Annotated in this window: 21 protein-coding genes and 4 pseudogenes; 14 read left to right on the top strand and 11 right to left on the bottom strand. The window is 72.6% G+C overall.

Translation table 11 applies throughout. The features are described from left to right. Positions 1-54 precede the first annotated feature (54 nt). From BN1555_RS32565 to BN1555_RS32555, 3 genes and pseudogenes are all read left to right on the top strand, one after another. A pseudogene (locus BN1555_RS32565) lies at positions 55-1,598 on the top strand (FAD-dependent oxidoreductase). Then, the gene (locus BN1555_RS32560; RefSeq protein ID WP_093802749.1) at positions 1,595-2,611 is read left to right on the top strand and encodes an iron-containing redox enzyme family protein; all 1,017 of its coding nucleotides are present in this window, start codon (positions 1,595-1,597) and stop codon (positions 2,609-2,611) included. The pseudogene BN1555_RS32565 and the gene BN1555_RS32560 overlap by 4 nt, the downstream one beginning before the upstream one ends. Before the next feature lie 198 nt (positions 2,612-2,809). Beyond that, on the top strand, positions 2,810-3,235 hold the full coding sequence (locus tag BN1555_RS32555; RefSeq protein WP_093802748.1) for a CBS domain-containing protein: 426 nt from the start codon (positions 2,810-2,812) through the stop codon (positions 3,233-3,235). 111 nt (positions 3,236-3,346) lie between these two features. Here BN1555_RS32555 and BN1555_RS32550 read toward each other — a convergent pair whose 3' ends face one another. After that, the gene (locus BN1555_RS32550) at positions 3,347-3,547 is read right to left on the bottom strand and encodes a hypothetical protein (protein WP_093802747.1); all 201 of its coding nucleotides are present in this window, start codon (positions 3,545-3,547) and stop codon (positions 3,347-3,349) included. 190 nt (positions 3,548-3,737) lie between these two features. Between BN1555_RS32550 and BN1555_RS32545 the strand changes: the two genes are divergently transcribed. After that, complete coding sequence (locus BN1555_RS32545) at positions 3,738-4,046, top strand: hypothetical protein (protein ID WP_093802746.1); 309 nt, start codon at positions 3,738-3,740, stop codon at positions 4,044-4,046. A 7-nt stretch (positions 4,047-4,053) separates the two neighbouring features. Here BN1555_RS32545 and BN1555_RS32540 read toward each other — a convergent pair whose 3' ends face one another. Together BN1555_RS32540 and BN1555_RS32535 are read right to left on the bottom strand one after the other, a co-directional pair. Next, positions 4,054-4,383, bottom strand: coding sequence for a type B 50S ribosomal protein L31 (locus tag BN1555_RS32540; protein WP_093802745.1), 330 nt, complete (start codon positions 4,381-4,383; stop codon positions 4,054-4,056). A 54-nt stretch (positions 4,384-4,437) separates the two neighbouring features. Continuing rightward, positions 4,438-5,457 carry a GlxA family transcriptional regulator gene (locus tag BN1555_RS32535; protein ID WP_093802744.1) on the bottom strand — a complete coding sequence of 340 codons (1,020 nt, stop codon included), beginning with the start codon at positions 5,455-5,457 and terminating at the stop codon, positions 4,438-4,440. Between the two features lie 71 nt (positions 5,458-5,528). Between BN1555_RS32535 and BN1555_RS32530 the strand changes: the two genes are divergently transcribed. The 5 genes and pseudogenes from BN1555_RS32530 to BN1555_RS32515 all read left to right on the top strand — a co-directional run bounded on the left by BN1555_RS32530 (position 5,529) and on the right by BN1555_RS32515 (position 12,134). Beyond that, a complete protein-coding gene (locus BN1555_RS32530; RefSeq protein WP_093802743.1) occupies positions 5,529-6,827 on the top strand; it encodes an MFS transporter in 1,299 nt (432 codons plus the stop codon). Positions 6,828-6,940: 113 nt separating this feature from the next. Continuing rightward, positions 6,941-10,351: pseudogene (locus BN1555_RS32525) on the top strand (helix-turn-helix domain-containing protein); the annotation flags it as partial. 41 nt (positions 10,352-10,392) lie between these two features. Continuing rightward, positions 10,393-10,824 (top strand): WD40 repeat domain-containing protein, encoded by a 432-nt coding sequence (locus tag BN1555_RS40900; RefSeq protein ID WP_369689038.1) that lies wholly within the window; start codon positions 10,393-10,395, stop codon positions 10,822-10,824. Between the two features lie 13 nt (positions 10,825-10,837). Beyond that, positions 10,838-11,692 carry an NlpC/P60 family protein gene (locus BN1555_RS32520; RefSeq protein ID WP_093802742.1) on the top strand — a complete coding sequence of 285 codons (855 nt, stop codon included), beginning with the start codon at positions 10,838-10,840 and terminating at the stop codon, positions 11,690-11,692. 61 nt (positions 11,693-11,753) lie between these two features. Next, positions 11,754-12,134 (top strand): hypothetical protein, encoded by a 381-nt coding sequence (locus tag BN1555_RS32515; RefSeq protein WP_255306295.1) that lies wholly within the window; start codon positions 11,754-11,756, stop codon positions 12,132-12,134. Positions 12,135-12,275: 141 nt separating this feature from the next. Here the strand turns inward: BN1555_RS32515 and BN1555_RS32510 are convergent, their stop codons facing one another. Next, a complete protein-coding gene (locus BN1555_RS32510) occupies positions 12,276-12,746 on the bottom strand; it encodes a GtrA domain-containing protein (RefSeq protein ID WP_255306294.1) in 471 nt (156 codons plus the stop codon). A gap of 431 nt (positions 12,747-13,177) precedes the next feature. Here BN1555_RS32510 and BN1555_RS32505 point away from each other — a divergent pair, with 431 nt between their 5' ends. The 3 genes from BN1555_RS32505 (at position 13,178) to BN1555_RS32495 (ending at position 15,828) form a co-directional block, all read left to right on the top strand. Continuing rightward, positions 13,178-14,146, top strand: a complete 969-nt coding sequence (locus BN1555_RS32505) for an NADP-dependent oxidoreductase (RefSeq protein WP_218058219.1) — start codon at positions 13,178-13,180, stop codon at positions 14,144-14,146. Positions 14,147-14,335: 189 nt separating this feature from the next. Further along, complete coding sequence (locus BN1555_RS32500; protein ID WP_093802740.1) at positions 14,336-14,836, top strand: ANTAR domain-containing protein; 501 nt, start codon at positions 14,336-14,338, stop codon at positions 14,834-14,836. An 86-nt stretch (positions 14,837-14,922) separates the two neighbouring features. Further along, the gene (locus BN1555_RS32495; RefSeq protein WP_093802739.1) at positions 14,923-15,828 is read left to right on the top strand and encodes an SDR family oxidoreductase; all 906 of its coding nucleotides are present in this window, start codon (positions 14,923-14,925) and stop codon (positions 15,826-15,828) included. A 25-nt stretch (positions 15,829-15,853) separates the two neighbouring features. Here the strand turns inward: BN1555_RS32495 and BN1555_RS32490 are convergent, their stop codons facing one another. From BN1555_RS32490 to BN1555_RS32480, 3 genes are all read right to left on the bottom strand, one after another. Beyond that, positions 15,854-17,494, bottom strand: a complete 1,641-nt coding sequence (locus BN1555_RS32490; protein ID WP_093802738.1) for a phytoene desaturase family protein — start codon at positions 17,492-17,494, stop codon at positions 15,854-15,856. A gap of 26 nt (positions 17,495-17,520) precedes the next feature. Then, entirely contained in the window at positions 17,521-17,976 is a 456-nt protein-coding gene (locus BN1555_RS32485) for an SRPBCC family protein (RefSeq protein WP_093802736.1), read from the bottom strand. A gap of 135 nt (positions 17,977-18,111) precedes the next feature. Next, entirely contained in the window at positions 18,112-19,770 is a 1,659-nt protein-coding gene (locus BN1555_RS32480) for a catalase (protein ID WP_093803810.1), read from the bottom strand. Positions 19,771-20,383: 613 nt separating this feature from the next. Here BN1555_RS32480 and BN1555_RS32475 point away from each other — a divergent pair. Together BN1555_RS32475 and BN1555_RS32470 are read left to right on the top strand one after the other, a co-directional pair. Beyond that, entirely contained in the window at positions 20,384-20,833 is a 450-nt protein-coding gene (locus BN1555_RS32475) for a RidA family protein (RefSeq protein ID WP_093802735.1), read from the top strand. An 81-nt stretch (positions 20,834-20,914) separates the two neighbouring features. Beyond that, positions 20,915-21,274 (top strand): hypothetical protein, encoded by a 360-nt coding sequence (locus BN1555_RS32470; RefSeq protein ID WP_141662928.1) that lies wholly within the window; start codon positions 20,915-20,917, stop codon positions 21,272-21,274. A 60-nt stretch (positions 21,275-21,334) separates the two neighbouring features. Here BN1555_RS32470 and BN1555_RS32465 read toward each other — a convergent pair whose 3' ends face one another. The 4 genes and pseudogenes from BN1555_RS32465 to BN1555_RS32450 all read right to left on the bottom strand — a co-directional run bounded on the left by BN1555_RS32465 (position 21,335) and on the right by BN1555_RS32450 (position 26,179). Then, positions 21,335-21,826, bottom strand: coding sequence for an Asp23/Gls24 family envelope stress response protein (locus tag BN1555_RS32465; RefSeq protein WP_093802733.1), 492 nt, complete (start codon positions 21,824-21,826; stop codon positions 21,335-21,337). A gap of 664 nt (positions 21,827-22,490) precedes the next feature. After that, positions 22,491-22,676, bottom strand: a pseudogene (locus tag BN1555_RS40895) (pyridoxamine 5'-phosphate oxidase family protein); the annotation flags it as partial. 713 nt (positions 22,677-23,389) lie between these two features. Beyond that, positions 23,390-24,390 (bottom strand): annotated as a pseudogene (locus BN1555_RS40890) (D-alanyl-D-alanine carboxypeptidase family protein); the annotation flags it as partial. A gap of 103 nt (positions 24,391-24,493) precedes the next feature. Continuing rightward, the gene (locus BN1555_RS32450; protein WP_093802732.1) at positions 24,494-26,179 is read right to left on the bottom strand and encodes a ribonuclease J; all 1,686 of its coding nucleotides are present in this window, start codon (positions 26,177-26,179) and stop codon (positions 24,494-24,496) included. Positions 26,180-26,382: the final 203 nt, after the last annotated feature.

Raw genomic sequence — 26,382 nt, 5'->3', positions numbered from 1 at the left:
TGCCGGAAGGAGCTGTAAATGAAGGATTTCCATTTCCGCCCCGGTTCGTACTGGATGGAGTACGGCGACACCGCGGCGCGCCCCCGCCCGCCCGAAGGCCTCGACGTGGACGTGGCGGTGATCGGCGCGGGCATCGCCGGGATCTGTACGGCCTGGGAGCTCTCCCGGGCCGGAAGGTCGGTCGCGCTGCTGGAGGCGACCCGGGTCGCCGCCGGAGTGACCGGCCACACCACGGCCAAGCTCTCCGCCCTGCACGGGACCGTCTACCAGCGGTTGCGCAGCACCCGCGGGGCGCAGGGCGCCGCGTTGTACGCCCGCTCGCAGCAGGACGCCATCGGTCACGTGGTGGCCGTGTGCGACGAACTCGGGATCGACTGCGAACTGGAGCGCGTCCCGGCGTTCACGTACGCCGAGACGGCCAAGGGGGCCCGTACCGTCGAGGAGGAGGCGGATGCCGCGCGCGAGGCCGGGCTGCCCGCGTCGTACGTGGAGGAGACCGGGCTGCCGTTCCCCGTCGCGGGCGCGGTGCGCGTGGAGGAACAGGCCCAGTTCCATCCGCGCAAGTACCTGTACGCCCTCCTCGCGGACCTGGAGAGGCTCGGCGGGCAGATCTTCGAGGAGTCCAGGGTCGTCGGGCTGGAGGAGGGCGAACCGTGCCGGCTGACGACGGAGGACGGGCGCACGGTCACGGCCCGCGACGTCGTGGTCGCCACGCACTACCCGGTCTTCGACCGGTCGCTTCTCTTCGCGCGGCTGAAGCCGCACCGTGAGCTGGTGGTGGCCGGCGTCGTCCCGGCCGAGCAGGACCCGGGGGCATGTATCTGACGCCCGAAGGAACGACGCGTTCGGTGCGGACCGCTCCGTACGGCGAAGGGCAGCGGCTGCTCATCGTCACGGGCGAGAAGTTCACCCCGGGAGCGGGCCGTGTCGGTGAACGGTACGAGCGGCTGGAGCAGTGGACCACGCGGCGCTTCCCGGGCATACGGCTCACGCACCGCTGGGCCGCCCAGGACAACGAGCCGACGGACGGCGTCCCCTTCGTGGGCGCACTGCATCCGCGCGCGCGTCACGCCTTCGTGGCGGCGGGCTTCAACGGCTGGGGCATGGCCGGCGGTGTGATGTCGGGCAGGCTGCTCGCCGCACGGATCACCGGGCAGAAGCTGCCCTGGGCGGATCTGTACGACCCGGTGCGCCTCCAGCCGCTGAAGGAGGCTCCGTCGCTGCTGCGGTTCCAGGCCGCGGCGGCCGGGCACTTCGTGGGCGACCGGCTGCCGTTCGTGGCGGGCGGCGGGCCCGCCTCGGCGATCGCGCCGGGTGAGGGCGCGGTGGTGCGCAGCGGCGCCCGGCAGCTGGCGGTCCACCGCGACGAAGCGGGCGAGCTGCACGCGCTGTCGGCCCGGTGTACGCACATGGGCTGCATCGTGCGGTTCAACGACGCCGAACGTGCCTGGGAGTGCCCGTGCCACGGCTCCCGGTTCGGGATCGGCGGCGAGGTCCTCCAGGGACCCGCCGTACGTCCTCTGGAGAAGGTCGAGGACTTCGAGGACGAGAAGGACGGGATGGACCACGACAGGAACGGCAAGGGTGACACCGCATGACCGCCACCGCTGAGCTGCCCCCCTCGCGCGGGCCCCTGTCGGGCGCCGTACGGGACATACTGCTCGGGTCTCCCCCGCCCGGCGGTCTGCCGCTGGAGGAGGCCGCTTCCGCGGATCCGTTCGGCGACGACCTCCAGCTGGCCCTCTACATGGCGTACGAGCCGCACTACCGGGGGTTTCGGGGTGTCTCCGACGCCCAGGAGTGGAATCTGGACCTGCTGCGGCTCCGCGGTGCCATGGAGGACGCCTTCCTGGACGCGCTGCGCGCGGCGGCGCCGGGCGACGACGACGTGACAGCGGAGCTGGACGCCCTGCTCGTCGAACCGCTCGAGAGCCACGGTGTGTCCCATCATTTGATGCGCGAGGGCACCTGGGAACAGATGCGCGAGTACCTGGCCCACCGTTCGCTCTACCAGTTGAAAGAAGCCGACCCGCAGGCGTGGGTGATCCCCCGGTTGGAGGGGCAGGCCAAGGCGTCGCTGGTGGCGGTCGAGTTCGACGAGTTCGGCGGCGGCCGCGGTGAGCGTGTGCACGCCGGGCTGTTCGCCGGCCTGATGGAGGGCGCGGGACTCGACGCGAGCTACGGCCGGTACCTGCAGTTCGCGCCCGCCGTCACCCTCGCCCCCGTCAACGCGATGTCGCTCTTCGGTCTGCGCCGTGCGCTGCGCGGCGCGATGGTCGGGAACTTCGCCACTCTGGAGATCACCTCGCCACCGGGCGCGCGCCGGATGGCGAAGGCTCTGGAACGGCTGGGCGCGGGCGAGGAGTGCACACGTTTCTTCACCGAGCACATCGAGGCGGACGCCGTGCACGAGCAGGTGATGCGCCGCGATGTAATCGGGGACCTGCTGGCCAGGGAGCCGGAGCTGACCGGGGACGTGGCGTTCGGGATCCGGGCGAGCGTACTGCTGGAGTCGCGCTGGGAGGAGCACGTGCTGGGCGCCTGGCGGGCGGGGCGCAGTTCGCTGCGCGCCGGCGCGCCGGACATCGGCCGCCCGGCACCGCCCCGGTGAGACCCCGTTGGGGCTCGGCCGAGGGCCGGTGCGTGGGCGGGGACCGCAGCGCGGCGGCCCGGTGGGCGGTCCGGCGTCCTGCGAGGCACGGCGTGCCGGGTTCACGCACGGTCACCCATACGCCCCCAACCGCTCGCCTACCAGTCGGGGCGCGTCCAGCATGGCGGGTGGCGCATACGCACACCCCGGAGGAGTCCCATGACCGCTGTCCGTGACCTGATGACCCCTGGCGTCCGATGCATCCTGGCAAGTGACACGCTCAGCCGCGCGGCCAAGATGATGCGCGCCCACCGCATCGGCGCGCTTCCCGTGAAGAGCGGCGACGGCGGCGACGAACTCGTCGGCATCGTCACCGATCGCGACATCGTCGTGAAGTGCATCGCCGCGGGCCACGATCCCGCGCAGGTCACAGCGGGCGAGTTCGCGCAGGGCGCCCCCGTGTCGGTCGAGGCGACCGTCGACGTCTACGAAGCCGTACGGGTGATGAGCGAGGCGCGTATCCGCCGGCTGGTGGTCCGGGAGAAGGGCAGGCCGGTCGGTGTGATCGCCGAGTCGGACCTGGCGCGTGCCCTGCCCGCCGACCAGTTTGCCGCGTTCGTCATCCGTGTCTGCGCGGCGCGCTGAGACGACCGCGCACGCCCGGCGGGCAGGCAGCCACCGCACTCACGCACTCCGCCCCGCACAGACCGGTCTGTGCGGGGCGGAGTGCGTGAGTGCGGTGTGCTGTCGCGGCAGCTAAGGAAGCTGTATGTCGAGCGCCGAGCGGCCCTCCTTCTCCAGCCGGCGCCGCGCCCACTCCAAGGTCTCCGGAGTCACGTCGCGTCCCGAGGAAAGCACCAGGTCCTCGGGCGTGACGTCGTCGGTGGCGCCGGTGTGCAGCAGCCTGTCAGGAGTCGCCTCCGCCGGGTTCAGCTTCGAAACGGATTCCTCGCTCATACCGCCTCCTTGTTTCATCGGTCAATCGGCATTCTGGTTCCCGCGTACCCGGACCGCATGCGGTGAACATCCCTCGTCCCTGCGCCCCCTGTGCCGTCTGTGCCGTTCCGGATGCGGGGGGCGCCCGCCTGCGGCAGCGTGGGCATCATGGGCAGCACCATCGGGCCGGACGAGGCACGGAGCGGAACACATGAGCGAAGACAACGTGATTCCTCCCGAGGACGACGGCGTCCTGGACGCGCAGGACACCCTCGAGAGCGACGACCTGGAGTACGACCCGCTCGACGCGGGCATAGCGCCCCCCGAGCACTGGTCGCCCGCGGAGTTCTTCGGCAACACCGCGGAAGAGGCACGCCGGGGCGAGTCGCTGGACCAGCTTCTTTCCGAGGAGGAACCGGACGTCGATCCGGGCGCTCCGGACGAGGACGACGAGGACGACGAGCTCAAGGGCCTGGACAACGAGCTCGAAGTGCTCGACGAGGAACTGGAAGACACGTGACCGTCGGCTAGCCGGGCGACTGGCCCCGACCGGGCGGACCGCCCCGGCCGTCATGCCCGCCGTTCCTGTCCTGCTCGCCCTGCCCCTCCTGTCCTCCCTGCCCGTACCGCCGCTCGAACTGCGCGATCCGTCCCTCCGTGTCCACCGTCCGGGCCCTGCCGGTGTAGAACGGGTGGCTCTCCGAGGAGATCTCGACATCGACGACGGGATACGTGTTGCCGTCGTCCCACTCGATGGTGTTCTCACTGGTGGCCGTCGACCGGGTGAGGAACGCGTATCCCGCGGCCCGGTCCCTGAAGACCACCTCGTGGTAGGAGATGCTGGCATCCGGCTTCACATCTGGCTCCTCGCCTCGTTGTACGGGCGTACGTGCCGTACGGGCCTTCTCAGGCTAAGCCGGACCGCGCCCGTCGGCATCCGTCGCCGTCACGCCTCTGAAGGTCGCGCGGTAGGCGCTCGGCGAGACGCCCAGCGCGGCGTGCAGGTGCTGGCGCAGCGACACCGCGGTGCCGAAGCCGACCGCCGCCGCCACCCGGTCGACCGGCAGGTCCGTCTCCTCCAGCAGGTGGCGGGCGCGGTCGACGCGCTGTCCGGTGAGCCACTGGAGCGGTGTCTGCCCGGCCTCCTCGCAGAAGCGGCGGGAGAAGGTGCGGGTGCTCATCGCGGCGCGGTCGGCGAGCTCGCGCAGGGTGACGGGGCGGTCCAGGTGCGCCAGCGCCCAGGTGCGGGCGGGCTCCGTTGAGGACCGGTGCGCGGCGGTGACGGGGCGCGGGATGTACTGCGCCTGGCCGCCGTCGCGGTGCGGCGGGACGACCGTGCCGCGGGCCACCTCGTTGGCCACCCGTGAGCCGTGGTCGGCGCGGATCATGTGCAGGCACAGGTCGATGCCGGAAGCGACGCCGGCGGCCGTGAGTACGCCGTCCTCGTCGGTGTAGAGCACGCCGGGGTCGACGCGCACGTCCGGGTGGAGCCGCTGGAGGTCGGCGGCGGAGCGCCAGTGCGTCGTGGCCCGCTTGCCGTCGAGCAGTCCGGCCGCCGCGAGGACGAAGGAGCCGGTGCAGATGGAGGCGATGCGCGCGCCGGGGCGGATCCGGGCGATCGCCTCCGCCGGCCCGGACGGCAGGTGGGGGGCGGCGCGGGGCGCGTAGTCCTCGTCGGAGGCCGGGACGATCACGGTGTCGGCCTCGGCGAGAATGTCCGTACCGTGCGCGACGCGGACGGTGACGTCGGCGTCCGTGCGGACGTCACCGGGCTCCGGTGTGCAGGTCAGGACCTCGTAGAGAGGCTCGCCGCCGGACGAGACGGCCTGTCCGAACAGCCGGTGGACGATGCCCAGTTCCATGGTGAGCAGCCCGTCGCGCACCAGGACGGCGACACGGTGCGGATTTCCTGAGCTCCGGAATGTCGGCATGGCGAGATTCTTTCACACCATGGCGATCTCGCCACTGTAGCGGGCCGGACCAATGGCGCAGGGTCGGACGCATGGTTGAGATCCGATTCACGGGGAGTCCGCACGAACGTCCGCCGGTACGAGCACAAGTACACCGGGCCTGGCTGGTCGCCGCGGTCGCCGCGGTCGCGATCGTCGCGGCCGGGGCGTTCACCACCATGGCGGGGCTGCTCGTCGGCCCGCTCCACCGGGAGTTCGGCTGGCCGCGCTCCACGATCGGGCTCGGCGCGTCCGTGAACATGGTGCTGTACGGCCTGACCGCGCCGTTCTCGGCCGCCCTGATGGACCGCTTCGGGATGCGCCGGGTCGTGGGCGGCGCACTGGCGGCCGTCGCGGCGGGCGCGCTGTGCACCACGGCGATGACCGAGCCCTGGCAGTTCGTGCTCTCCTGGGGCGTCCTCGTCGGTACGGGCTGCGGATCGATGGCGACGGCGTTCGCCGCGACCGTGGCCGACCGCTGGTTCGCACGCCGCCGGGGGCTGGTCACCGGTGTGCTCACCGCGGCAGGCGTGTTCGGGCAGTTCGCGTTCCTGCCGCTGCTGTCCTGGACCGTCGAGCGGTACGCCTGGCGCGCCGCCGCCGTGACGCTCGTCGTGGTGGCCCTGGTGGCCCTGCCGCTCGTACTCCTGCTGCTGCGCGATGGTCCGACGGACATCGGACTACGGCCGTACGGAGCCGCGGAGCACACCGCGAGTGCCTCCCGGGAACGGCCCGCACCCGTTCCCGGGGCGGCGCGGCGGACCGTTCGCGTGTGCGCGCGGTCCGCGCGCACCGGTCCCTTCTGGCTGCTCGCGGGAACGTTCGCGATCTGCGGCGCGTCGACGAACGGCGTCATGTGGACGCACTTCACCCCGGCGGCGCACGACCACGGAATGCCCGCCACGGCCGCCTCGTCGCTGCTCGCGGCGATCGGCGTCTTCAACGTCGCGGGCACCGTCGCGTCGGGCTGGCTGACCGACCGCCTGGATCCGCGGCGCCTGCTCGCCGCGTACTACGCACTGCGCGGCCTCACCCTGCTCGCCCTGCCCCTGCTGCTCACGGCGGAGATCGGGGCGCCCCTGGTCGCGTTCGTCGTCCTCTTCGGGCTGCTCGACGTCGCCACGGTGCCGCCGACGCTCGCGCTGTGCCGGGAGCTGTACGGCGAGGACAGCGCGATCGTGTTCGGCTGGACCGGGGCGGCGCACCAACTGGGCGCGGGGCTGGCCGCGTTCGCGGGCGGCGTGGCCCGGGACGCGTTCGGTTCGTACGATCCGCTGTGGCTGGGCACCGGCGCGCTGTGCGGGGCGGGTGCGCTGCTGGCGCTGCTGGTCGCGCGGACGCGAACGGCGTGAGGATCCGGTTGTTTACCCCGCCCGCAGGGGCCGCAAGCCAGGGCGACCGAAATTCAGGCAAAAGCCTTACAAGGTAAGGAAATTGACCGTAATCGGCCTGTACGGTGCCCCGCATGGACGAGGTCCGGGGCGCATGCTCCTTCGGGGAAGAACTACGGCGTCTGCGGAGCGAGCGCGGTATCTCGCTCACGGCGCTGGCCCGGTCGATCCACTACAGCAAGGGCTATCTGAGCAAGATCGAGAACGGTGGCAAACCGCCGACACCCGATGTGGCCAGGCGCTGCGACGAGGCGCTGGAGGCGGGCGGCCGCTTGATGCGGCTGGCGGCCGGCGTACCGTCCGCGCGGCGGCCGACGGCGCCGCCGCTGCCCGGACCGGCCGGTGCCGTGTGCCCCTACCGGGGTCTCGCGGCCTTCGGACCCGAGCACGCGCAGTGGTTCTTCGGACGGGAACGGGCGACGGCCGAGCTGGTCGGGCGGCTCGCCGAACGGGCCGGCAGCGGGCCGCTCGCCGTGGTCGCGTCCTCGGGGGCGGGGAAGTCGTCGCTGCTGCGGGCCGGCCTGGTGCCGGCGCTGCGGCGCGGCGCGCTGCCGGTCGAGGGGTCGAGCGGCTGGCCGGTGGTGGTGTGCGCGCCGACCGCGCATCCGCTCAAGGAGCTGCTGCGGTGCGTGGCCGAGGCGCTGGGGACGGAGCCCGGGGTCGGCCCCCAGGCGCTGCGGGCGCGGCCCCGGCAGCTCGCCGACGCCGTGCGGCCCCTGCTGACGGCGGGTCCGGGACGGCTGGTGCTGCTGGTGGACCAGTTCGAGGAGACGTTCACGCTGTGCGCGGACGAGGCGGAGCGGCGCGCCTTCGTCTCGGCGCTCTGCGCTCTCGCCACCCCCGCCGAGGGGGACACCGGCCGGCCGCCGGGCGTCGTGGTGCTGGGTGTACGGGCCGACTTCAGCGGCCGGTGCCTCGACCACCCGGAACTGGCGGCCGTCTTCTCGCACGGCCTGTTCGCACTCGGTCCGATGACCGGCGCCGAACTGCGCGAGTCCATCACGCGGCCGGCGGAGCGCGCGGGGCTGGCCCTGGAGCCGGGCCTGGTCGGGCTGCTGCTGCGCGACGTGGGGGCCGGGGGCACCGGCCGGGGCGGCCAGGAGGATCTCGCGCCCGCCTCCCCCGGCGCGCTGCCCCTGCTCGCCCACGCGCTGCTGGTCACCTGGCAGCAGCGTACGGACCGCACACTGACCGTCGCGGGGTACGAGACGACGGGCGGCATCCACGGGGCGGTCGCGCGGACGGCCGAAGACGTGTTCACCCGGCTGCTCCCCGCCGAGCAGGAGATGGCGCGGCGGGTGCTCGTGCGGCTGGTCCAGGTCGGCGCCGGGGACGGCGGCTCCGCCGGGGGCGGGGACGGCGACGCGGTGACCCGGCGCAGGGCGAGCCGCGAGGGGCTGCTCGCCCAACTGCCCGACCGGCGCGGGGTGGAGGCGGCGCTCGACGCGTTCGTACGGGCCCGGCTCATCACCGCCGACAGCGACGCGGTGGAGATCACCCACGAGGCGCTGCTGCGTGCCTGGCCCCGGCTGCGCGGCTGGATCGGCGCGGACCGGGCCGGGCTGCTCGTCCACCAGCAGCTCGCCGAGGCCGCCGCCGAGTGGGTGCGCGAGGGGCGCGACGCCGGGCTGCTCTACCGGGGGACGCGGCTCGCCGCCGCGCGGGAATGGGCGGACCGGGCCGGCCGCAGGGCCGAACTCACGGATCGGGAAGCCGAGTTCCTCGACGCCTGCCGGGCGGAGGAGGCGAACAGGCAGCAGGCCGAGCGGCGCCAGGCCCGCACCCACCACAGGCTGCTGGCGCTGCTCACGGCGCTGCTGGTCCTGGCGCTCCTCGCGGGCACGGCGGCGTTCCACCAGCGGTCCCGGGCCTTCGACGAGCGCCGCGTCGCCCAGTCCCAGGCGATGGCGGTGCGGTCCGGCGCCCTGGCATCCGGACAGCCCGAGGCGTCGATGCGGCTGGCGGCCGAGGCGTACCGCACCGCGCCGACCACCGAGGCCCGCGGCGCGCTGCTCAGCACACAGGCGCGGTACTTCGCGGGCCGACTCGGCGGGCACACGGGACCGGTCAACGGCGTCGCGTTCAGCCCCGGCGACAAGCTGCTGGCGTCGGCCAGTTCGGACGGTACGGTGCGGCTGTGGGCGGGGGCGGACCACCGCGGCCCCGTGGGCACGCTCACGGGCCACGGCGGTCCGGTGATCGCCGTGGCGTTCAGCCCCGACGGGCGGCTGATCGCGTCGGCGGGCTCCGACGGGACGGTGCGCCTGTGGGTCGTGGCGGACCGCCGGCCGGCCGGGACGCTGCTGGGCCACGGCGGCGCCGTACGGTCGGTCGCCTTCGGCCCGGGCGGACGAAGCCTCGTGTCGGGCGGCGCGGACCGCACGGTGCGCCTGTGGGACGTGGAGCGCCGGCGGCTGCGGGCGACGCTGCGGGGGCACGGGGACGACGTGCACGGGGTCGCCTTCAGCGCCGACGGAGGCAGCGTCGTGTCGGGTGGCGCCGACCGTACGGTCATGCTCTGGGACGTGGCCGGCCGGCAGGTGCGGGCGACGCCGAGGTCGACGCTGCGGGGGCACAGCGACGGCGTGCTGGGGGTGGCCTTCAGCCCCGACGGGGACAGCGTCGCTTCGGGCGGCGCGGACCGTACGGTCAAGCTCTGGGACGCACGCCGCCCCCGGATCCGGGCCACGCTCACCGGGCACAGCGACGACGTCAACGCGGTGGCGTACGGCGCGGACGGGACCATGGTCGTGAGCGCCTGCGGGGACGGCACGGCGAAGGTGTGGGACACCGCGAGTCACCGGGTGACCGCCACGCTGGCCGGGCACACCGATTACGCACTGGGGGCCGCCGTCAGCGGCGGCAATGTGGTGGCCACGGCGGGCTTCGACCGGTCGGTGGTGCTGTGGGACCTCGACAGGGCGGCACTCACCGCGCGTCCCTTCGCCGAGGCCTGGCAGTCGGCGCTCTCACCGGACGGGCGGCTGCTGGCGTCGGCGAGCGTGGACCGCACGGTCAAACTGTGGGACGTACGCCGCCACAGACTCCTCGCCACCCTCACCGGCCACACCGGCTCCGTCTTCGGCGTCGCCTTCTCCCCCGACGGACACCACCTCGCCTCCGCGAGCGCCGACCGCACGGTCAAACTGTGGGACGTACGCCGCCACAGACTCCTCGCCACCCTCACCGGCCACACCGGCTCCGTCTTCGGCGTCGCCTTCTCCCCCGACGGACACCACCTCGCCTCCGCGAGCGCCGACCGCACGGCCAGACTCTGGGACGTACGCCGCCGCACACTCCTCACCGCCCTGACGGGGCACCAGGACTTCGTGAACACCGTCGCTTTCAGCCCGGACGGCACGGCACTGGCGGCCGGCGGTGACGATCTGACGGTGCGCCTGTGGGACGTCGCGGACCGGGACGTCCGCGCGGTGCTGCGCGGCCACACGGGTTCGGTGCGCGGCGTGGCGTACAGCGAGGACGGGCGGACGCTGGCGAGCAGCGGCAATGACGGGACGGTGCGCCTCTGGGACACCGCGCACCACCGGCTCACCGCCACCCTCACCGGCCACAGCGGCGCGGTGCGGGCGGTCGCCTTCGATCCGGAAGGTCCGGAAGGCCCGGGGGCGGAGGGAGTGCTCAAGCGCTGGCGAGCAGCGGCAGTGACGGGACGGTGCGCCTGTGGGACACCGCGCACCACCGGCTCACCGCCACCCTCACCGGCCACAGCGGCGCGGTCTGGGGCGTCGTCTTCGCCCCGCGGACGCACACAGTGGTGAGCAGCAGCAATGACGGCACCGTGCGGCTGTGGAACACCGACGTGAAGGCCGTTTCCCAGGACGTTTCCCGTTTCCTGTCGCACCGGGAGACAGCCGGCACCTCGACAGCGGCCGGCTTCACGACCCAGTCTCGAAGGGCCGGACCGAACCCGGACAGCCGGAGGCCGGACGGAAGATGAACGGGGAGCAGCAATGCGCAACCGATGGAGAGCGGCAGTCGCGGCGGCGGCCGCCGGGCTGTCGCTCATCGCCTGGCCGGCGGGGCGGCCCGCACAGGCGGCGGCTCCGGGGACGGCAGCCGCCGAGGGATGCGACGTCCTCGCACCCGGTGCCTCGGCGGCGGCGGAGAAGGCGGTACGGGCGGCCTGTTCGCAGATCGGCGTCTGGTACTCGTGGGGCGGCGGCCACGGTCCGGCGCCCGGGCCCACCTACGGCGTGGTGGACCCCACCGACCCGGCCAGCGAACACGACCCCGAGCGGCGCGGCTTCGACTGTTCGGGCCTCGTCCGGTACGCCTACGCCGAGGCGACCGGCCGGGACATCCTGAACGGCACCGCCCACAGCCAGTTCAACACCCCGCACGCCACAGCACGTTTCGGTGCCGCGGGCGGGACCGGGCCGCTGGTCCCCGGTGATCTGCTGGTCTACGGCAACGCCAGCAAGATCCACCACATCGCGATCCACCTCGGCGCGGGAAAGATGGTCGAGGCGCGGCAGTCCGGCACCCGGATCATGGTCAGCGATGTGCGCCTGGGTGGTGACTACTTCGGGGCCGTACGCATCAACAGCGACCCGGGGCGCGGGACGTTCAGCACCTGGGGCACGGATGTGTGGACGCATGCCGAGCCGTCCACGACGAGCGCACGGGTGCACAAGTTCACCGGCCCGACGTCCGTGCGCGTCGAGTGCCAGGCCCACGCCCAGCCGGTCACCGCCGAAGGCATCACCAATGACGCCTGGTCCTATCTGCCGGACTACAGCGCGTGGATCACCAACATCTACATCAAGGGCCCGGCCTGGCTCGACGGTGTGCCCACCTGCCCGTAACACCCCGGCTCCTCACAGCTCACTCGTCTCACCTCACTCATCACACCTCAAGGAGAACCTCATGAACCTGAACCTGGGCAAGAAGCTCGCGGTCACCCTCGCCGCGACCGCTCTGACGGCGGGCCTGGCAGCCGTCACGGCCCCCGCGGCCGCCGCGCCCGCCGGCCCCGCCGCCGAGTGCGGCGTCCGCTCGGACGGCAAGCTCTACTGCGGAAACCGGGCCGGCGCCAAGGGCTACGCGCACCGGTCGTACGGATCGGCGGTGCGGGGCCAGATGAATACCACCTTCAGCTGGTTCTCGTGCTGGGGCCGCGGTGACAACCACCCGGGCGGCAACAACGTCTGGTACTGGACGCAGCTGGACAACGGCCAGTGGGGCAACATGCCGGCCGTGGACGTCCATACGTCGGTGGACCCGGCGCCCGGTCTGCGGGAGTGCTGACCGCACTCCCCCGTTGATCCCGCGCTGACGGCGGGCCACCCCTTCGGACGGGGCGGCCCGCTCACGCGCGTGCGGGACGGGCGGGCCCCGCCGAGGGTCTTCGACGGGGGGCGCGGCAGCGCCCTCGCCGGCGCCGCGTGGTCACGCCGCGATCGCCACGGCCGTCCTGCTCAGCGCGGGCGCGGCCGTCACCGGGCGTTCGGCGAAGAACACGAGGCGCAGGACCGCGAAGCGGCCGATGCCCGCCAGCGCGGAAGCCGAGAGGTAGACGGCCTGTTCGGTCAAGGCCGACGGCGCGGACCGGACGGCGTACAGACCCAGCAGCGCTCCCGTGGTGAACGCGTAACTCACCAGGACCGTGAGGCCGGACTGCAGATGGACCCTCCAGCCGCCGCGCTCGCTGCGGAAGGACACCCGGCCGTGCAGCTCGGTCGCGATCAGGGTGGACACGACGGTGACCAGAGCGTTGGCGACGGCCAGCGGCATCCGGTCGTGGAGCAGCAGGAGCACACCGCTCGAGGCCAGCCCCACGCCGCCGCCGCAGACGACGAAGCGCACGAAGGCCTCGGTCATCGGGCGGATCGGTCGGCACTTGTGCGTGCGGGTGGTCACGGGGTGCTCCGGGGAGCGGTCGGACCGTTGCCGCTATTCCACTCCGCGCCCCATGGGCCCGGCGTCGCCCGGACGGCCGGACCCGTCCCCGACTTTTGTCAGGGTCGGCTCCCCCGCCGCCTCAGGGCAGAACCCCGGCAGGAGAGGGGTACGGCCCCACCCGTACGGCGGTCACCGGGCACCGGCGGACGGCGGGCAGAACTTCCGCCCCGGCCACCGCGCCCTGCCGTGGGGCCCCGCGCCCACCCCAGGAGCGGCCCGCTCGTCACCGGCACGCACGGCCGGGAAACGCGGCCGGGAAACAGTGCACTCGATCGTGTCGGCCGGTGTCCGAGCGGCGTTTGAGCAGCCGGTATCCGTCGCGAGGGCGGACCATTTCTCCCGTGACCAGGAGCCCCGCCCGGGGCCCGAGCGACCACGGGAGAAGCACCATGAACCCACCCACCATGCGGGCCGTCAGCCAGGACGCGTTCGGCGGCCCCGAGGTACTGCGCCCTGTCACGCTGCCCCGCCCCGACCCGCTTCCGACCGAGGTGCTGGTACGGGTCGTCGCGGCCGGGGTCAATCCCGTCGACTGCAAGACCCGGGCCGGTTCCGGCATGGCCGGGGTCCTGGGCGAGCCGCCCTTCGTCCTGGGGTGGGACGTGTCCGGCGTCGTGGAGGCGGTCGGCTTCGGCGTCCACACCCTGAACGTCGGCGACGAGGTGTTCGGCATGCCGTGGTTCCCCCGCCGGGCCGGTGCGTACGCCGAGTACGTGACGGCGCCCTCCCGGCAGTTCGCCCGCAAGCCCGCCGGCGTCGGCCACGACGCGGCGGCGGCCGTTCCGCTGGCGGCGCTCACCGCCTGGCAGACGCTGGTGGACGCGGCGGGGCTCCGGGCCGGGCAGCGCGTGCTCGTCCACGCCGCGGCCGGCGGTGTGGGGCACTTCGCCGTCCAGATCGCGCACCACCTGGGCGCACACGTCATCGGCACCGCGCGCGCCGCCAGGCACGACTGGCTGCGTGAACTCGGCGCCGACGAGGTCGTCGACTACACCGCGGTCCGCTTCGAGGACGTGGTCGATGACGTGGACGTCGTCATCGACCTGGTCGGCGACGGCCACGACAACACCAGCACCCGCTCGCTGGAGGCCCTGCGCCCCGGCGGGCTGCTCGTCGCCGTACCTTCCGGCGTGTCGCCCGAACTCCTCGAACAGGCCCGGGAGCGGGACCGCCGCGCCACGGCGTACCTCGTCGAGCCGGACGGGCACGCGCTGGGGGAGATCGCCCGCCTCATCGGCTCCGGCGCCCTGTCCGTGGAGGTCGAGAAGGTGTTCCTGCTGGAGGACGCCGCCGCCGCCCACCGCCACATCGAGTCGGGCCGCACCCGCGGCAAGCTCGTGCTGCGCGTCGCCCCCTGATCCCACCGCGCCACAGCCCCGTCAGGCACACGACCCGGCAGCGCCGGAGCGGGGCAGTCCGGTGATGAAAAAGACCCGAAGCCTCAAACCGGCAGAAACAGGGAATCACACAGGGAGCACGTCCGAACGGCGGGCCGCCGGCCGCCCCTGCGCGGGGCGACCGCAGACTGGTCAGAAGGAGCCGGAATCATGACGACGAACGACAACCGCACGGTCATCGCGGACAGCGAGGCTCCCGTGCACCGGGAAGACGACCAGTCCTGGCAGACGTCGGACACGGACGGCGTCCAGGCCGTCCAGGCCGTCCAGGCCGTCCAGGTCACGCTGGAAGGCATCCGGCCCGCGGTGCCGGCGCAAGTGCAGATGCAGGTGCAGGTGCAGGCACCCGGGGAGCCGGTGCTGAAGAAGGAACTCAGCCGGCCCAGCCAGCCCCTGCCCCTGGAGACCCGCCCGGTGATCGGCATCGCGCGTGGCATCGTCATGACACTGGGAGGCTGCACCCACGAGGAGGCGTTCCAGGTGCTGATGGACGTCTCCCGGCACACCAACATCGAGCTCCGCGAGATAGCCCAGCGCCTCGTCGACAGCGTCGACGGACCGCCGCCGTCCGGGCCCCTGCGTACGGCTCTGCGCAACGCCCTCGAACGGCTCGCACCCGCACCGCCCGGCACGGGCGGCACCGCTCTCTGAGCGGGTGCCCGCATCCGCCTGCGCACGCCGGGCAGGCGGATGCGGGCCCCACCGGACACCACACGGCACCCTCATGGAGGACGACGATGACAAGACCGCTTCCCCTGCTGGGCCGCACCGCGGTGGTCACCGGCGCCGCGCGCGGCCTCGGAGAAGGCATGGCACGCGCGCTCGTGCGGCGAGGAGCCGACGTGGCCCTGCTCGGCCACGAGGAATCCGAACTCGCCCGGGTCGCCGCCTCTCTCCCGGGCAGAGCCGCCCACTGGGCCGTCGACGTCACCGACGAGGCCGGGATGGCACGCACCGCCTCCCAGGTGGAGCAGCGCTTCGGGCCGCCTTCCGTGCTGGTGGCCAACGCCGGGGTGGCCGCGGGCGCCCTGTTCCTCGACAGCGACCCGGCGACCTGGCGACGGATCGTGGAGGTCAACCTGATCGGCAGCGCGGTCACCGCCCGGGCCTTCCTGCCCGGGCTTCTCCGGACCCGCGGCTACTACCTGCAGATCGCGTCGCTCGCGGCCGTCGCCCCCGCTCCCCTGATGTCGGCGTACTGCGCCTCCAAGTCGGGCGTGGAGGCGTTCGCTCAGACGGTACGTGCGGAACTGGCGCACCGCGGCGTGGGGGTGGGCGTCGCCTACATCAGCTGGACCGACACGGACATGATCCAAGACGCCCGGCACTACCGGACCATGCGCGAACTGCGTGCCCACATGCCGTGGCCCGCCGACAAGGTCTACCCGTCGCAGCCGGTGGTGGACCGCCTCGTCCGTGGCATCGAGCGGCGCTCTCCCGCCGTCTACACCCAGCCCTGGCTGCGCGCCGTCCGGGCGGCGCGCGTGTGCCTGCCGGGGATCGTCGCCCGCCGGTCCCGGCGCGTACTCGGCCGTCTCGAAGGCCGCGCCGACCTCTCGGCGACCGGCCTGCTCGGGGCGGGCGGAGAGGCCGACGCCGTCGACGCGTCCCCGGGGCCCCCGCTCCACGGCGGCAACGGCTGAGGGGGGACGGAAGGGAGAGCCGCGGTCATGCCTCCGGGGAGGTTTCCGCGCGTTCGCCGCTCCTGTCACGGCGGCTCAGAGCGCGCTGTGCACGGCTGAGTACGCCCCCCAGGGGGCGGCTGTGCAGCGCCGCCCGCGCCGCGTTGGCGCCCGGGGCGCCGTGGACACCACCGCCCGGGTGGGCGCCGGCCGAGGCCAGGTACAGCCCCTTGACGGGCGTTTCCGGGCGGCCGGTGCCGGGGAGCGGGCGGAAGATGAGCTGCTGGTGCATGGCGGTGGTGCCGCCGTTGATCGCGCCTCCGTGGAGGTTGGCGTTCATCGACTCCAGCGTCGGAGGAGCGAGGATGCGGCGGCTGCGGATGCGGGACCGGAAGCCCGGCGCGTACCGCTCGACCTGGGCCTCCACCCGGTCCGCCATCGCTTCCTGTTCGCCCTTGTCCCAGGCGCCCGTCAGGCTGTCGTCTCCCGCGTCGCCCTTGATCCGGTGGGGGACGTGGGTGTAGGCCCACGCCGATTCGGTGCCCGCCGGTGAACGGGAGGCGTCGGCGGTGGTCATCTGGCCGAACAGTACGAACGGCCGGTCGGGGACCTGACCCGTCGCGATCTGCGCGGCGAACCGGGTCAGACCGTCCACCCCGTCGGCCAGGTGCACCGTGCCCGCGGTCGAGGCTTCGGCGGCGGTCCACGGCACGCGGCCGTCGAGGGCCCAGTCGACCTTGAAGGTGGCGAAATCCCACTGGAAGGTGCGCAGGTCGTCGAGGAACCGGCCGGGCAGGTACCGGGCGTCCACCAGCCCGCCGTAGAGATCCGGTACGGACACGTCCGCCAGCACCGCCCGGGTCGCCGGCACCGCTTCGCCGCTCGCGGCCCGCACGCCCACGGCACGCCCCGCCCGCACGACGATCTCGGTCACGCGTTCACCGCAGCGCACAGCGCCGCCGCGCCGCTCCAGTCGCCGTACCAGCGCCGCGGTGAGTTCGCCCGCGCCGCCGGCCGGTACGGGGAACCCGTACCTCTGGCCGAGCATGGACATGAGCCAGCCGAAACCACCGCTGCCGGCCGCCTCCGGGGCGAGGTCCGCGTGCAGGGCGTTGCCCGCGAGGAGCAGTCGGCCCGCCTCCCCTTCGAACTCCTCCTCGCCCAGCCGTCGCACCGGCAGCAGCATCGTCCGGGCCAGGTGCAGCCCGCCCGCGCCGCGCAGCCGGGCCGCGACCCGGGCCGCGGAACGCACGGGCGGGAAGGGGGTGAAGAGGGAATCGAGGATGTCGGGGCCGAGTCGGTCCCATACGCCGCACAGCGCCCGCCAGGCGGCGCCGTCACCGGCGGCGAAGGCTTCGAGGCCGGCGGCGGTGTCCTCGGCGCGGCGTTCCAGGACCGCGCACCGCCCGTCGGGGAGGGGATGTGCCAGCACGCTGGGGGCGTGGCTCCAGCGCAGCCCGTGCTCGTGGAGCCTGAAGCGGGCCATGACCGGGGAGGCCGCGGCCAGTGGGTAGAAGGCGCTGAAGAGGTCACTGACGTAATCGGGGTGGACGCCGCGGTCGCTGCGGACCGCGCCCCCCGGCTCGGGCTGGGCCTCCAGGACTTCCACCGTCCAGCCGGCATCGGCCAGCAGGTTCGCGGCGACGAGTCCATTGGGTCCTGCACCGATCACTACCGCGTCCGGCATTCTTGCCTCCTGTCAGGCCCGGCGTCTCAGGACCGTTCGCTCGCGTGCCGCGGGGCGTGCTCGACGACTTTGGCCAGCCGGCCGAGCATGCTGCGGTGGCGCAGTTGCAGCAGGGCGTCGAGCGCCGTGTTGTGCAGCGTGCCGCCCACTCCGCGCAGCGGGTGCTCGTCGAGGATGACCAGGGCGTCGTCCCCCCAGGGGCGTACTTCGATAGCGATCCTGGCGGTCCCCAGCGGACCGCTGTCGGCTTCGAGTTCGAGTTCGTACGGCGGTTCGCTGCGGCGGACTATCGTCTGGCCCGTCACCGTCCACGGCCCGAGGTTCACGGTGTACTCGATCGTGGCGCCGACCTGCGGCCAGTCGCCCTTTCCGGGCCGCGACTGCGCGGTTCCGACCACCCAGTCGCCGTACCGCGACCCGTCGGCCAGGACCTCCCACACCGCTTCGGGGGGCCTGCGGATCAAGTGGTGCCGTACAGCCATCGGTTCTCCAACGTCTCAACGGAACGAATCGTGATCATCAGCCCCTGGAAGGGCGGGCTCCGCACGCAGATACACGCGCGGAGCCCGCCGCTCAGGTCGCTTGTGGTGCCACCGGCACCACCTGCATCACCGGTGTCACCGCGTGACGACATGCCGTTCGTCGGGAACGCAGTGCGTCATGGTCAGACCGGTCACGTCGCGCGGAGGGTTGTCCCCCAGGTTGGCCAGCCGCTTGCGGTCCTCCTCGGTGAGGTCCTGACTGGCCAGTGGCTCCAGCCCGGCGACGTCCTGCGGGCTGATGCCCAGCCCCTCGCCCACCCGCAGGCCGAGCTCGTTCTCGACGAGCAGGAAGTGCCAGACCATCCGCTCCTGCACGGGGCGGTCGCAGTCGGAGAGCATGGTGACGAAGTTGTGCACCAGGTCGTCCCGCTCCCAGTCCTCCATGAGCCGGAAGCGCTGTCCGGCCTGCATGTAGTCGTTGGTGCGCGGGATGCGCTTGCGCGTGAGCCTGCCGCGGATCTCGGGGCCCTGCTCGTCGTGCGTGGGGTACTGGCCCTCGCGCAGGCCGCCGGTGATCGACGGTTCGTAGTTGACGCTCGGGTTCTCCCCGGCCTGGTCCACGTTGTACGTCATCAGGCCGTCGCGCTGGTTGGTGCGTACGTCGGCGTTCTTGGCCTGGTTGACGGGCAGCTGGAGGTAGTTCGGCCCCACCCGGTACCGCTGGGTGTCGCTGTAGGAGAACGTACGGCCCACGAGCATCTTGTCGTCGGAGAAGTCCAGGCCGTCGACCAGCACACCGGTGCCGAAGGAGATCTGCTCGTTCTCGGCGAAGAAGTTGTCCGGCATCCGGTTGAGGACCATCTTCCCGACCGGCTTCGGCGGGAAGTCCTGCTCGGGCCAGGTCTTCGTGTCGTCCAGGGGGTCGAAGTCCAGCTCGGGGTGGTCGTGGTCCTCCATCATCTGGACGACGAGCTCCCACTCCGGGTAGTCGCCCCTGGCCACGGCGTCGTAGAGGTCCTTCGTGGCGTGGCCGAGCCCCTCGGCCTGTACGTTCGCCGCGTCCTCCGCCGTCATGCTGCGGACGCCCTGCTTGGGCAGCCAGTGGTACTTGACCAGGACGGTGTCGCCCTCGGCGTTGACCCACTTGTAGGTGTTGACGCCGAACCCCTGCATGTGGCGGTAGTCCGCCGGGATCCCGCGGGGGCTGAACAGGTTCACGAGCATGTGCATGCTCTCCGGGGTCTGCGACATGAAGTCGAAGATCCGGCGCGGCTGCTGCTCGAAGGTGACCGGGTCCGGCTTGAGGGCGTGGATGACATCCGGGAACTTGATCGCGTCGCGGATGAAGAAGACGCCCAGGTTGTTGCCGACGAGGTCCCAGTTGCCGTCCTCCGTGTAGAACTTCACCGCGAAGCCGCGCGGGTCACGGGCCGCCTCGGAGGAGTCGCGGCCGCCGATCACGGTGGAGAAGCGTACGGCCAGGTCGGTGCGCTTGCCGCGCTCCTGGAAGAGCTTGGCCCTGGTGTAGCGGCTGATCGGCTCGTCCCCCCAGGCGCCGTACGCCTCGAAGTAGCCGTAGGCGGTGACGCCCCGGGCGTGGACGACGCGCTCGGGGATGCGTTCGCGGTCGAAGTGGCTGATCTTCTCCAGGAACTGGTAGTTCTCCAGGGTGGCCGGGCCCCGGTCGCCCACAGTGCGCTGGTTCTGGTTGTCGTAGACCGGGTGGCCCTGCCGGTTGGTCAGTACCTTCCGGTCATCGTCTGGGGACGGGCCCTTACCGGATACATCCGTCACGATCTTCAACCCCTTCTGTGCCTATTTCGCCGGATAATCCACACTATTCCCCTTTGCCTGGAAGCCCGGCTCGTCCGATGGGGTTGCGAAGACGCGTCGTCGCCTTCCGCACGCCCCGGATCCGGGCTTCGCCGCCTGACCGGGTCCGGGGACCGTCCGGCGCGGCCCTCGGGGATGCCGGTTTCAGCGCATCGCTGCCCCGCCAGTACCCACCGGAAAAGAAGTCATACGGCCGTCCCGGCGAAATCCGCCGAAGGCCGCCCGCGGGGCCCGTCGGCGCGGCCGTCCGGACGACCGCGCCGCGGGCCCGCCCGGATCCTCCGCGGCCGGCACCCGAGGGGCGGGCCGCCCCGCCTCTCGGGCGCCGACGCCCCGGGGGTGGCGGCTCAGGACGGAACCGGGCTCACACCCCCGGTGGCCGCTCCACGGCCGGCACCCGCGGCTCGTCCGCGCCAGCCCTGTCCCCGCCCTGGCCGCCGACGGGTCCGGCCCCATGCTCCACGCGCAGTGTTCACCGAACCCGCTGGACGGCTTCGCCGCGCTCACCGGGAATTCCGCCGGAAAGGCGCCCCGCACAACCGCGCCCGGGTGGGACGGCAGGACGGAGCTTTCGATGAGCACAGGTGTCAGGCCGGTCCGCGACGACCGGCTCGCGCAGACGGTGGAATACGCCTACGCATCGGTCGCCGACGCGCCCGTGCGCGTCATCTGGACCGCCGGCGCCTGCCCCCTCGACACCGAGGGCAGGACCGTCGCGGTGGGGAGCTACGCAGGGCAGACCCACCAGGTGATGCGCAATCTCGTCACAGCACTCGCCGGGGTGGGCGCGTCACTGTCCGATGTCGTCAAGACCACCGTCCACGTGGCGTCTCCCCGGCGGAGCGACCTGGTCGAGGCGTGGGAGGTCTACCGGGAGTACATGGGCGCGCATGACGCTCCGAGCACACTGCTCGGCGTGACGGTGCTCGGGTACGCCGACCAGCTCGTCGAGGTCGAGGCGGTTGCCGTGGCCACCGGTGCGCCGGGCCCCAGGGCGGCGCGGGAGGACGTACCCGCGCGGTGACCGGGGCCGGGCGGGGGCGCTCCGCCAGGAGGCTCTCCGGCAGCAGGCATCACCGGACCGGCGACGGGTAGGTGAGCCGCTATGACCACTCATCGGAACATACGGCAGGGCGGAAAACCCCGGGTGGGTACCCGGGGTTACGCCGACGTCGAGCGGGCCCGGGAGCAGCTGGAGGCCGCGGGGGCGGAGCGGGGGCGTTCGCCGTTCTCCAGTGGCGCCTCGGAGGCCTACCACTGGGCCCTGGGCCGCGCGGAGCGCTCGCCGGTCACCGGGGCCGGCGGCGGGGAGGGCGTCCCCGACCTGTACAAGCTGACCGCCGAGGTGGACGCGGCCGTGGTGCAGATGGACGAGCCCGTCAGCCGGCCCGGTCCGCGGGATCACACCCGGGGAGTGCACGACGCGCTGGCGTGGGTGTGCGGATACCGCGACGAGGCTCCGTGACCCGGTGGACGGCCGGGTGACGGACAGCCCCGCGTGCGTACGCCCGCCGTCGGGGGCCGGTTACTGCACGCGCCCCGTGCGGGTCTCCTCCCCCTTGTCCTCCGTGTCCTCCTCGTCCGGCAAGTGGACGTCGTTGACGGATATGTTCACCTCCACGACCTCCAGGCCCGTCATCCGCTCCACCGCCGCGACGACGTTCTCGCGCACATCGGCGGCGACGTCGGTGATGGCGGCCCCGTACTCCACGACGACCGCGAGGTCGATGGCGGTCTGACGCTCACCGACCTCGACCGTGACCCCGCGGGTGACGCTCGGCCGCCCGCCGGGGACCCTGTCCCGTACCGCGCCCATGGTGCGGGCGAGGCCGCCTCCCAGGGCATGGATGCCCGGCACCTCCCGCGTCGCCATCCCGGCGATCTTCTCCACCACCCCGTCCGCGACAGTCGTCCTGCCCCGCGTCGCGGGGGCCGTGTTCGCTCCCGACTTGCCCTGCAGCGTCGTCGCGCCGGAGGCACGGGGTTTGGTCTTGGCTGCGCTGGTCGCTTCCGGCATGGGAAGCCACCTCCTTGAACAGGAGGGCCCCTCGGAGCCCTGCGAATGTATAAGGCCGCAGTATCCATTCGTACCCGATTGGGCCTGTATACGCGCGTCCTGGCCTCCCCGGCCGGGGGCGTCCGCGGGCGGGGCGCGGTCTGCGGCGGCCCGGGGCCCGGTGAAGCCTTGAGCTTGTTGTTTCGTCCAACGTCCGGTCGGCCCGAGACGGGCCCGGCCGACGCGGGACGCGGTCGGCACGCATGCGGCCGAGGACCCCGACCGGCAGACCGTCCGGCGGACGCAGGCGATGCGCGCCGCCGCGGACGCCGCAGGCCGCGGAAGTACCGCGTGTGCGGTAGGCGGCCGCTCGTCCTGAGCGGGACCCGCCCGGGGCGGGCCGGTTACCGGTCCGTGAGCAGCCGTTCGGCCGGCGCGGCGGTGAAGTACTCGGCGTCCTTGGGGCGCTTGATCTCGGGGCCCTGGGGCGGCGGGCCGGTTCGAGGTGGGGTATGTGCTTGGAGCAGTGGATGAAAGCCTCGGCGACGCTGACGTGGACCCAGAATTCGGGCTGCCGCCCCGGGGCCGTGTCGACCGGTATCAGGGGGTGGCGGGCGCGGAATTCCTGCGCACCCACCAGCCGGGCCGAGCCATTGACGTGCAGCCCGATGTGGTGGTGGGTGAAGTCGACGAACAGCAGCCCCAGATGCGGGTTCTCCGTGATGTTTCCGGCGCTCGCCATGACACCGTTCCCGCGGTACTCGGGGTAGGTGAGGGTGTGCTCGTCCAGGACGGTGACGAATCCCGGCGGGCCTGCCCGGAAGCTGGCGTCGCAGTGTCCGCGGGAGTCCGCCGTGGAGAGGAAGACCATCGACTGCCGGCCGATGAAGTCCCTCATCACCTCGGTGAGATGGGGCCGGACCTGCCGGTCGTAGAAGGCGTCGGCGCGCGGCGCGGTGCCGAGGTGGTCTTGCAGCATGCGCTCCCCGCGGGATGGGGCGGCGTCGTGACTGTTCACAGGTGTTCGCTCTCCGGCCGGTGTCGTGCGAGTACGGGGGTGCGGTAAGGACAGGGACGCCTCATGCTGGCCTCCGGGCCCGAACTCTCGCAGCACTTGCGGCAAAGTTCCCTGTCTCTCGGCGATGTGCTGATGAGATACGGCGGCTCGTACGCAGAAGAGGCCGGCGCGGTGGTGCGCACCCACGTCGCGGCCACCGGCGGCGGCCCCGGTGCCACGACGTCTCCGAGGGGTGCATTATGCACCAGGACACGGGTCCGCGCTGGAGGTGAGGAGCGTCCCGGCCGCCCCTCTTCCGTCTCAGAACCTCCCGGGCCCCGACGGGGCCGGGCCCGCCGCACCGCGGCACGGATCTGCCCGTACGCAGACGTGAACCGGCCCGCCACCACCGGCTCGCGGTATCCGCCCCGCCCTCTCGCGATGGCGGCCGCGGCCAGGCACGCGGCGGCGACGAAGGCGCCCAGCAAGGCGTACGCGATCCCGGCGCCGGGCTTCTCGGACAGCGCGGCGGCCCGCGCGACGGAGTCCGGTCCGGCCGGGGACGCCAGGGGGGCGGCGGGCGGTGTCAGCGAGCCCACCGGGCCGACCCGCCCGGCGGCGGCGAAACCCCAGTCGAGGAGGGTGCGGGCCTCCTCGTACACCGCGGACCCACCGCCCGCTGCGGGTTCATCACCGTCACCAGCAGGGTGCGCCCGCCCCGGTTCGCGGCGGCGATCAGGGTGTGGCCCGCGCCGGAGGTGTAGCCGTTCTTGACGCCGATCAGCCCCGGGTACCGCTTCACCCCGTGGGACCCGGTCAGCAACCGGTTGGTGTTCTGGATTCCGAAGGTCCAGGTGGAGCTTCCGTCGGGGCGCGTCCCGCCGGGGAAGGCCGCGTCGACGGTCGCCGCGTACCGGGCGAACTGCGGGTCCGCCAGCCCGGCGCGGCCGAAGACGGCCAGGTCGTGGGCGGAGGAGACCTGGCCCGGGGCGTCGTAGCCGTCCGGGGAGACCACGCGGGTGTCCAGCGCGCCCAGGGCACGGGCCTTGGCCTGCATCTGGCGGGCCGTGGCCTCCCAGCCGCCGTTCATCTCGGCCAGTACGCGCACGGCGTCGTTGCCGGAGCGCAGGAAGACCCCCCGCCAGAGGTCCGCCACCTGGTACGTGCGGCCCGGCGCCACGCCCACCGTGCTGCTGCCCTCACCCACTCCGGTGAGGTCGTCCCTGGTCACCGTGTGCAGGGCCGCGCCGGAAAGGCGGGGCAGCGCGGTGACCGCGAAGAGTGTCTTGATGGTGCTGGCCGGCGGCAGACGGCGGTGCGCGTCGTGGGCGGCGAGCACCTCGCCCGTGCGCGCGTCGGCCACCAGCCACGAGAGCGCGGACACGTCACGCGGAAGCTTCGGCGCCCCCGGCCGGAGTCGCACATGCGTCCCCGGCCGGTGCAGCAGTGATGCCTCGGTGGAGACGGGATGCGGCAGCGGCTCGGGGCGCGGGGCGGCCGTGGCCGGTGCGGCCAGGAGGGCCGGCACCCAGACAGCGAGAGCCACCGCACTCACGAGGCGGGGGCGGAGAGAAGAGCTGATGACCATTCAGCCACCGTAGGAAGCGGTCCTGGTACGCGCAGGTCCGCCTGGGCCGACCGGCCGTATCGGAGTGGGGGTCTCCGGGCGGGCAACGGTCCGGTCGGCCCGGTCAGGCATCGATGATGACGGGGATGATCAGGGGCTTGCGACGATATGTCCTGAACGCCCAGTTCGCCACCGCACGGGCGATGAGCTGTTCGAGCTGGTGCGCGTCTCCCACGCCTTCCTCGGCCGCGGTGGCGAGGGTCTTCTCGATGACGGGGATGACGGGCTCGAAGGTGGTGTCGTCGTGGACGAACCCGCGGGCCAGGAAGTCGGGGGCCTCGGCGAGGGCTCCGGTGTCGGCGTCGACGATCGCCACGACGGTGACGACGCCTTCCTCCGCGAGGGTGACGCGGTCCTTGAGGGACGCCTCTGTGGCTCCTCCGACCGTCATGCCGTCCACGTAGACGTTGCCCGCGGGCACCTTGCCGGTGATGGAGGCGCGCCCGTCGACGAGGTCGACGACGACGCCGTCCTCGGCGATGACGACCCGGTCGGGGTCGACACCCGTACGGATGGCCAGGTCGCCGTTGGCGCGGAGGTGGCGCCATTCGCCGTGCACGGGCATGACGTTGCGGGGCTTGACGATGTTGTAGCAGTAGACGAGCTCACCGGCGCTGGCGTGTCCGGATACGTGCACCTTGGCGTTGCCCTTGTGGACGACGTGGGCGCCCCACCGGGTCAGCCCGTTGATCACCCGGTAGATGGCGTTCTCGTTGCCCGGGATCAGGGAGCTGGCCAGCAGGACGGTGTCCCCCTTCCCGATGCGGATCATGTGGTCGCGGTTGGCCATCCGCGACAGCGCGGCCATCGGCTCGCCCTGGGAACCGGTGCACACCAGGGTGACCCTGTGGTCCGGCAGTTTCTCCAGTTCCCGCATGCTCACGACCAGGCCGGAGGGGACCTTCAGGTAGCCGAGTTCGCGGGCGATGCCCATGTTGCGGACCATCGACCTGCCCACGAAGGCGACCTTGCGGCCGTGCTGGTGGGCGGCGTCCAGGACCTGCTGGATGCGGTGCACGTGGCTGGCGAAGCTGGACACGATGACCCTGCGCGGGGCGGTGCGCATGACCTGCTCGATCGCGGGGTTCAGATCGCGCTCGGACGTGGTGAAGCCGGGGACCTCGGCGTTGGTGGAGTCGGTGAGGAACAGGTCCACCCCCTCTTCGCCGAGCCGGGCGAAGGCCCGCAGGTCGGTGATGCGCTCGTCCAGCGGGAACTGGTCCATCTTGAAGTCGCCGGTGTGCAGCACCATCCCGGCACCGGTGCGGATCGCGACCGCGAGACTGTCCGGAATGGAGTGGTTGACCGCCACGAACTCGCAGTTGAAGGGGCCGAACCCCCGCCGGTCGCCCTCACGGACCCGTACCGTACGGGGTCTGATGCCGTGCTCCTTGAGCTTGGCCTCCAGGAAGGCCAGTGTCAGCTTCGAGCCGACGACAGGAATGTCCGACCGCTCACGCAGCAGGTACGGAACGGCGCCGATGTGGTCTTCGTGGCCGTGGGTCAGCACCACCGCCACGACATCGTCCAGGCGTTCCCGGATCGATGTGAAGTCGGGGAGGATCACGTCCACCCCGGGCTGGGTCTCTTCGGGGAACAGCACGCCGCAGTCGACGATGAGCAGCTTGCCTGCGTACTCGAAGACGGTCATGTTGCGGCCGATTTCCCCGAGGCCGCCCAGGGCGACGACCCTCAGGCCTCCGTCGGGCAGCGGAGGAGCGGCTTTAAGTTCGGGATGCGGATGACTCATATCTTGACGTTACCGGAGAGGTGACCGCGGTGATCCTTTGGTGGTCCCGTCCCGCAGGTTCACGCGGTACTCCCGATACGCGGGGGCAGCGGCCGGGGCCGTCCTCACCCCGCGGAAGACCCTACCTTGACGTCAGAGTAGCTTTGGAGTCGGCATGGGCTCCGGTGCGCGGAACACGACCGCCGCCCGGCGTACGGAAGCGA

Source organism: Streptomyces sp. Wb2n-11 (assembly GCF_001049855.1).
Taxonomy (GTDB): domain Bacteria; phylum Actinomycetota; class Actinomycetes; order Streptomycetales; family Streptomycetaceae; genus Streptomyces; species Streptomyces altiplanensis.
The sequence above is the reverse complement of the archived record's forward strand: the minus strand, read 5'-3'. Positions and strand labels throughout refer to the sequence as shown.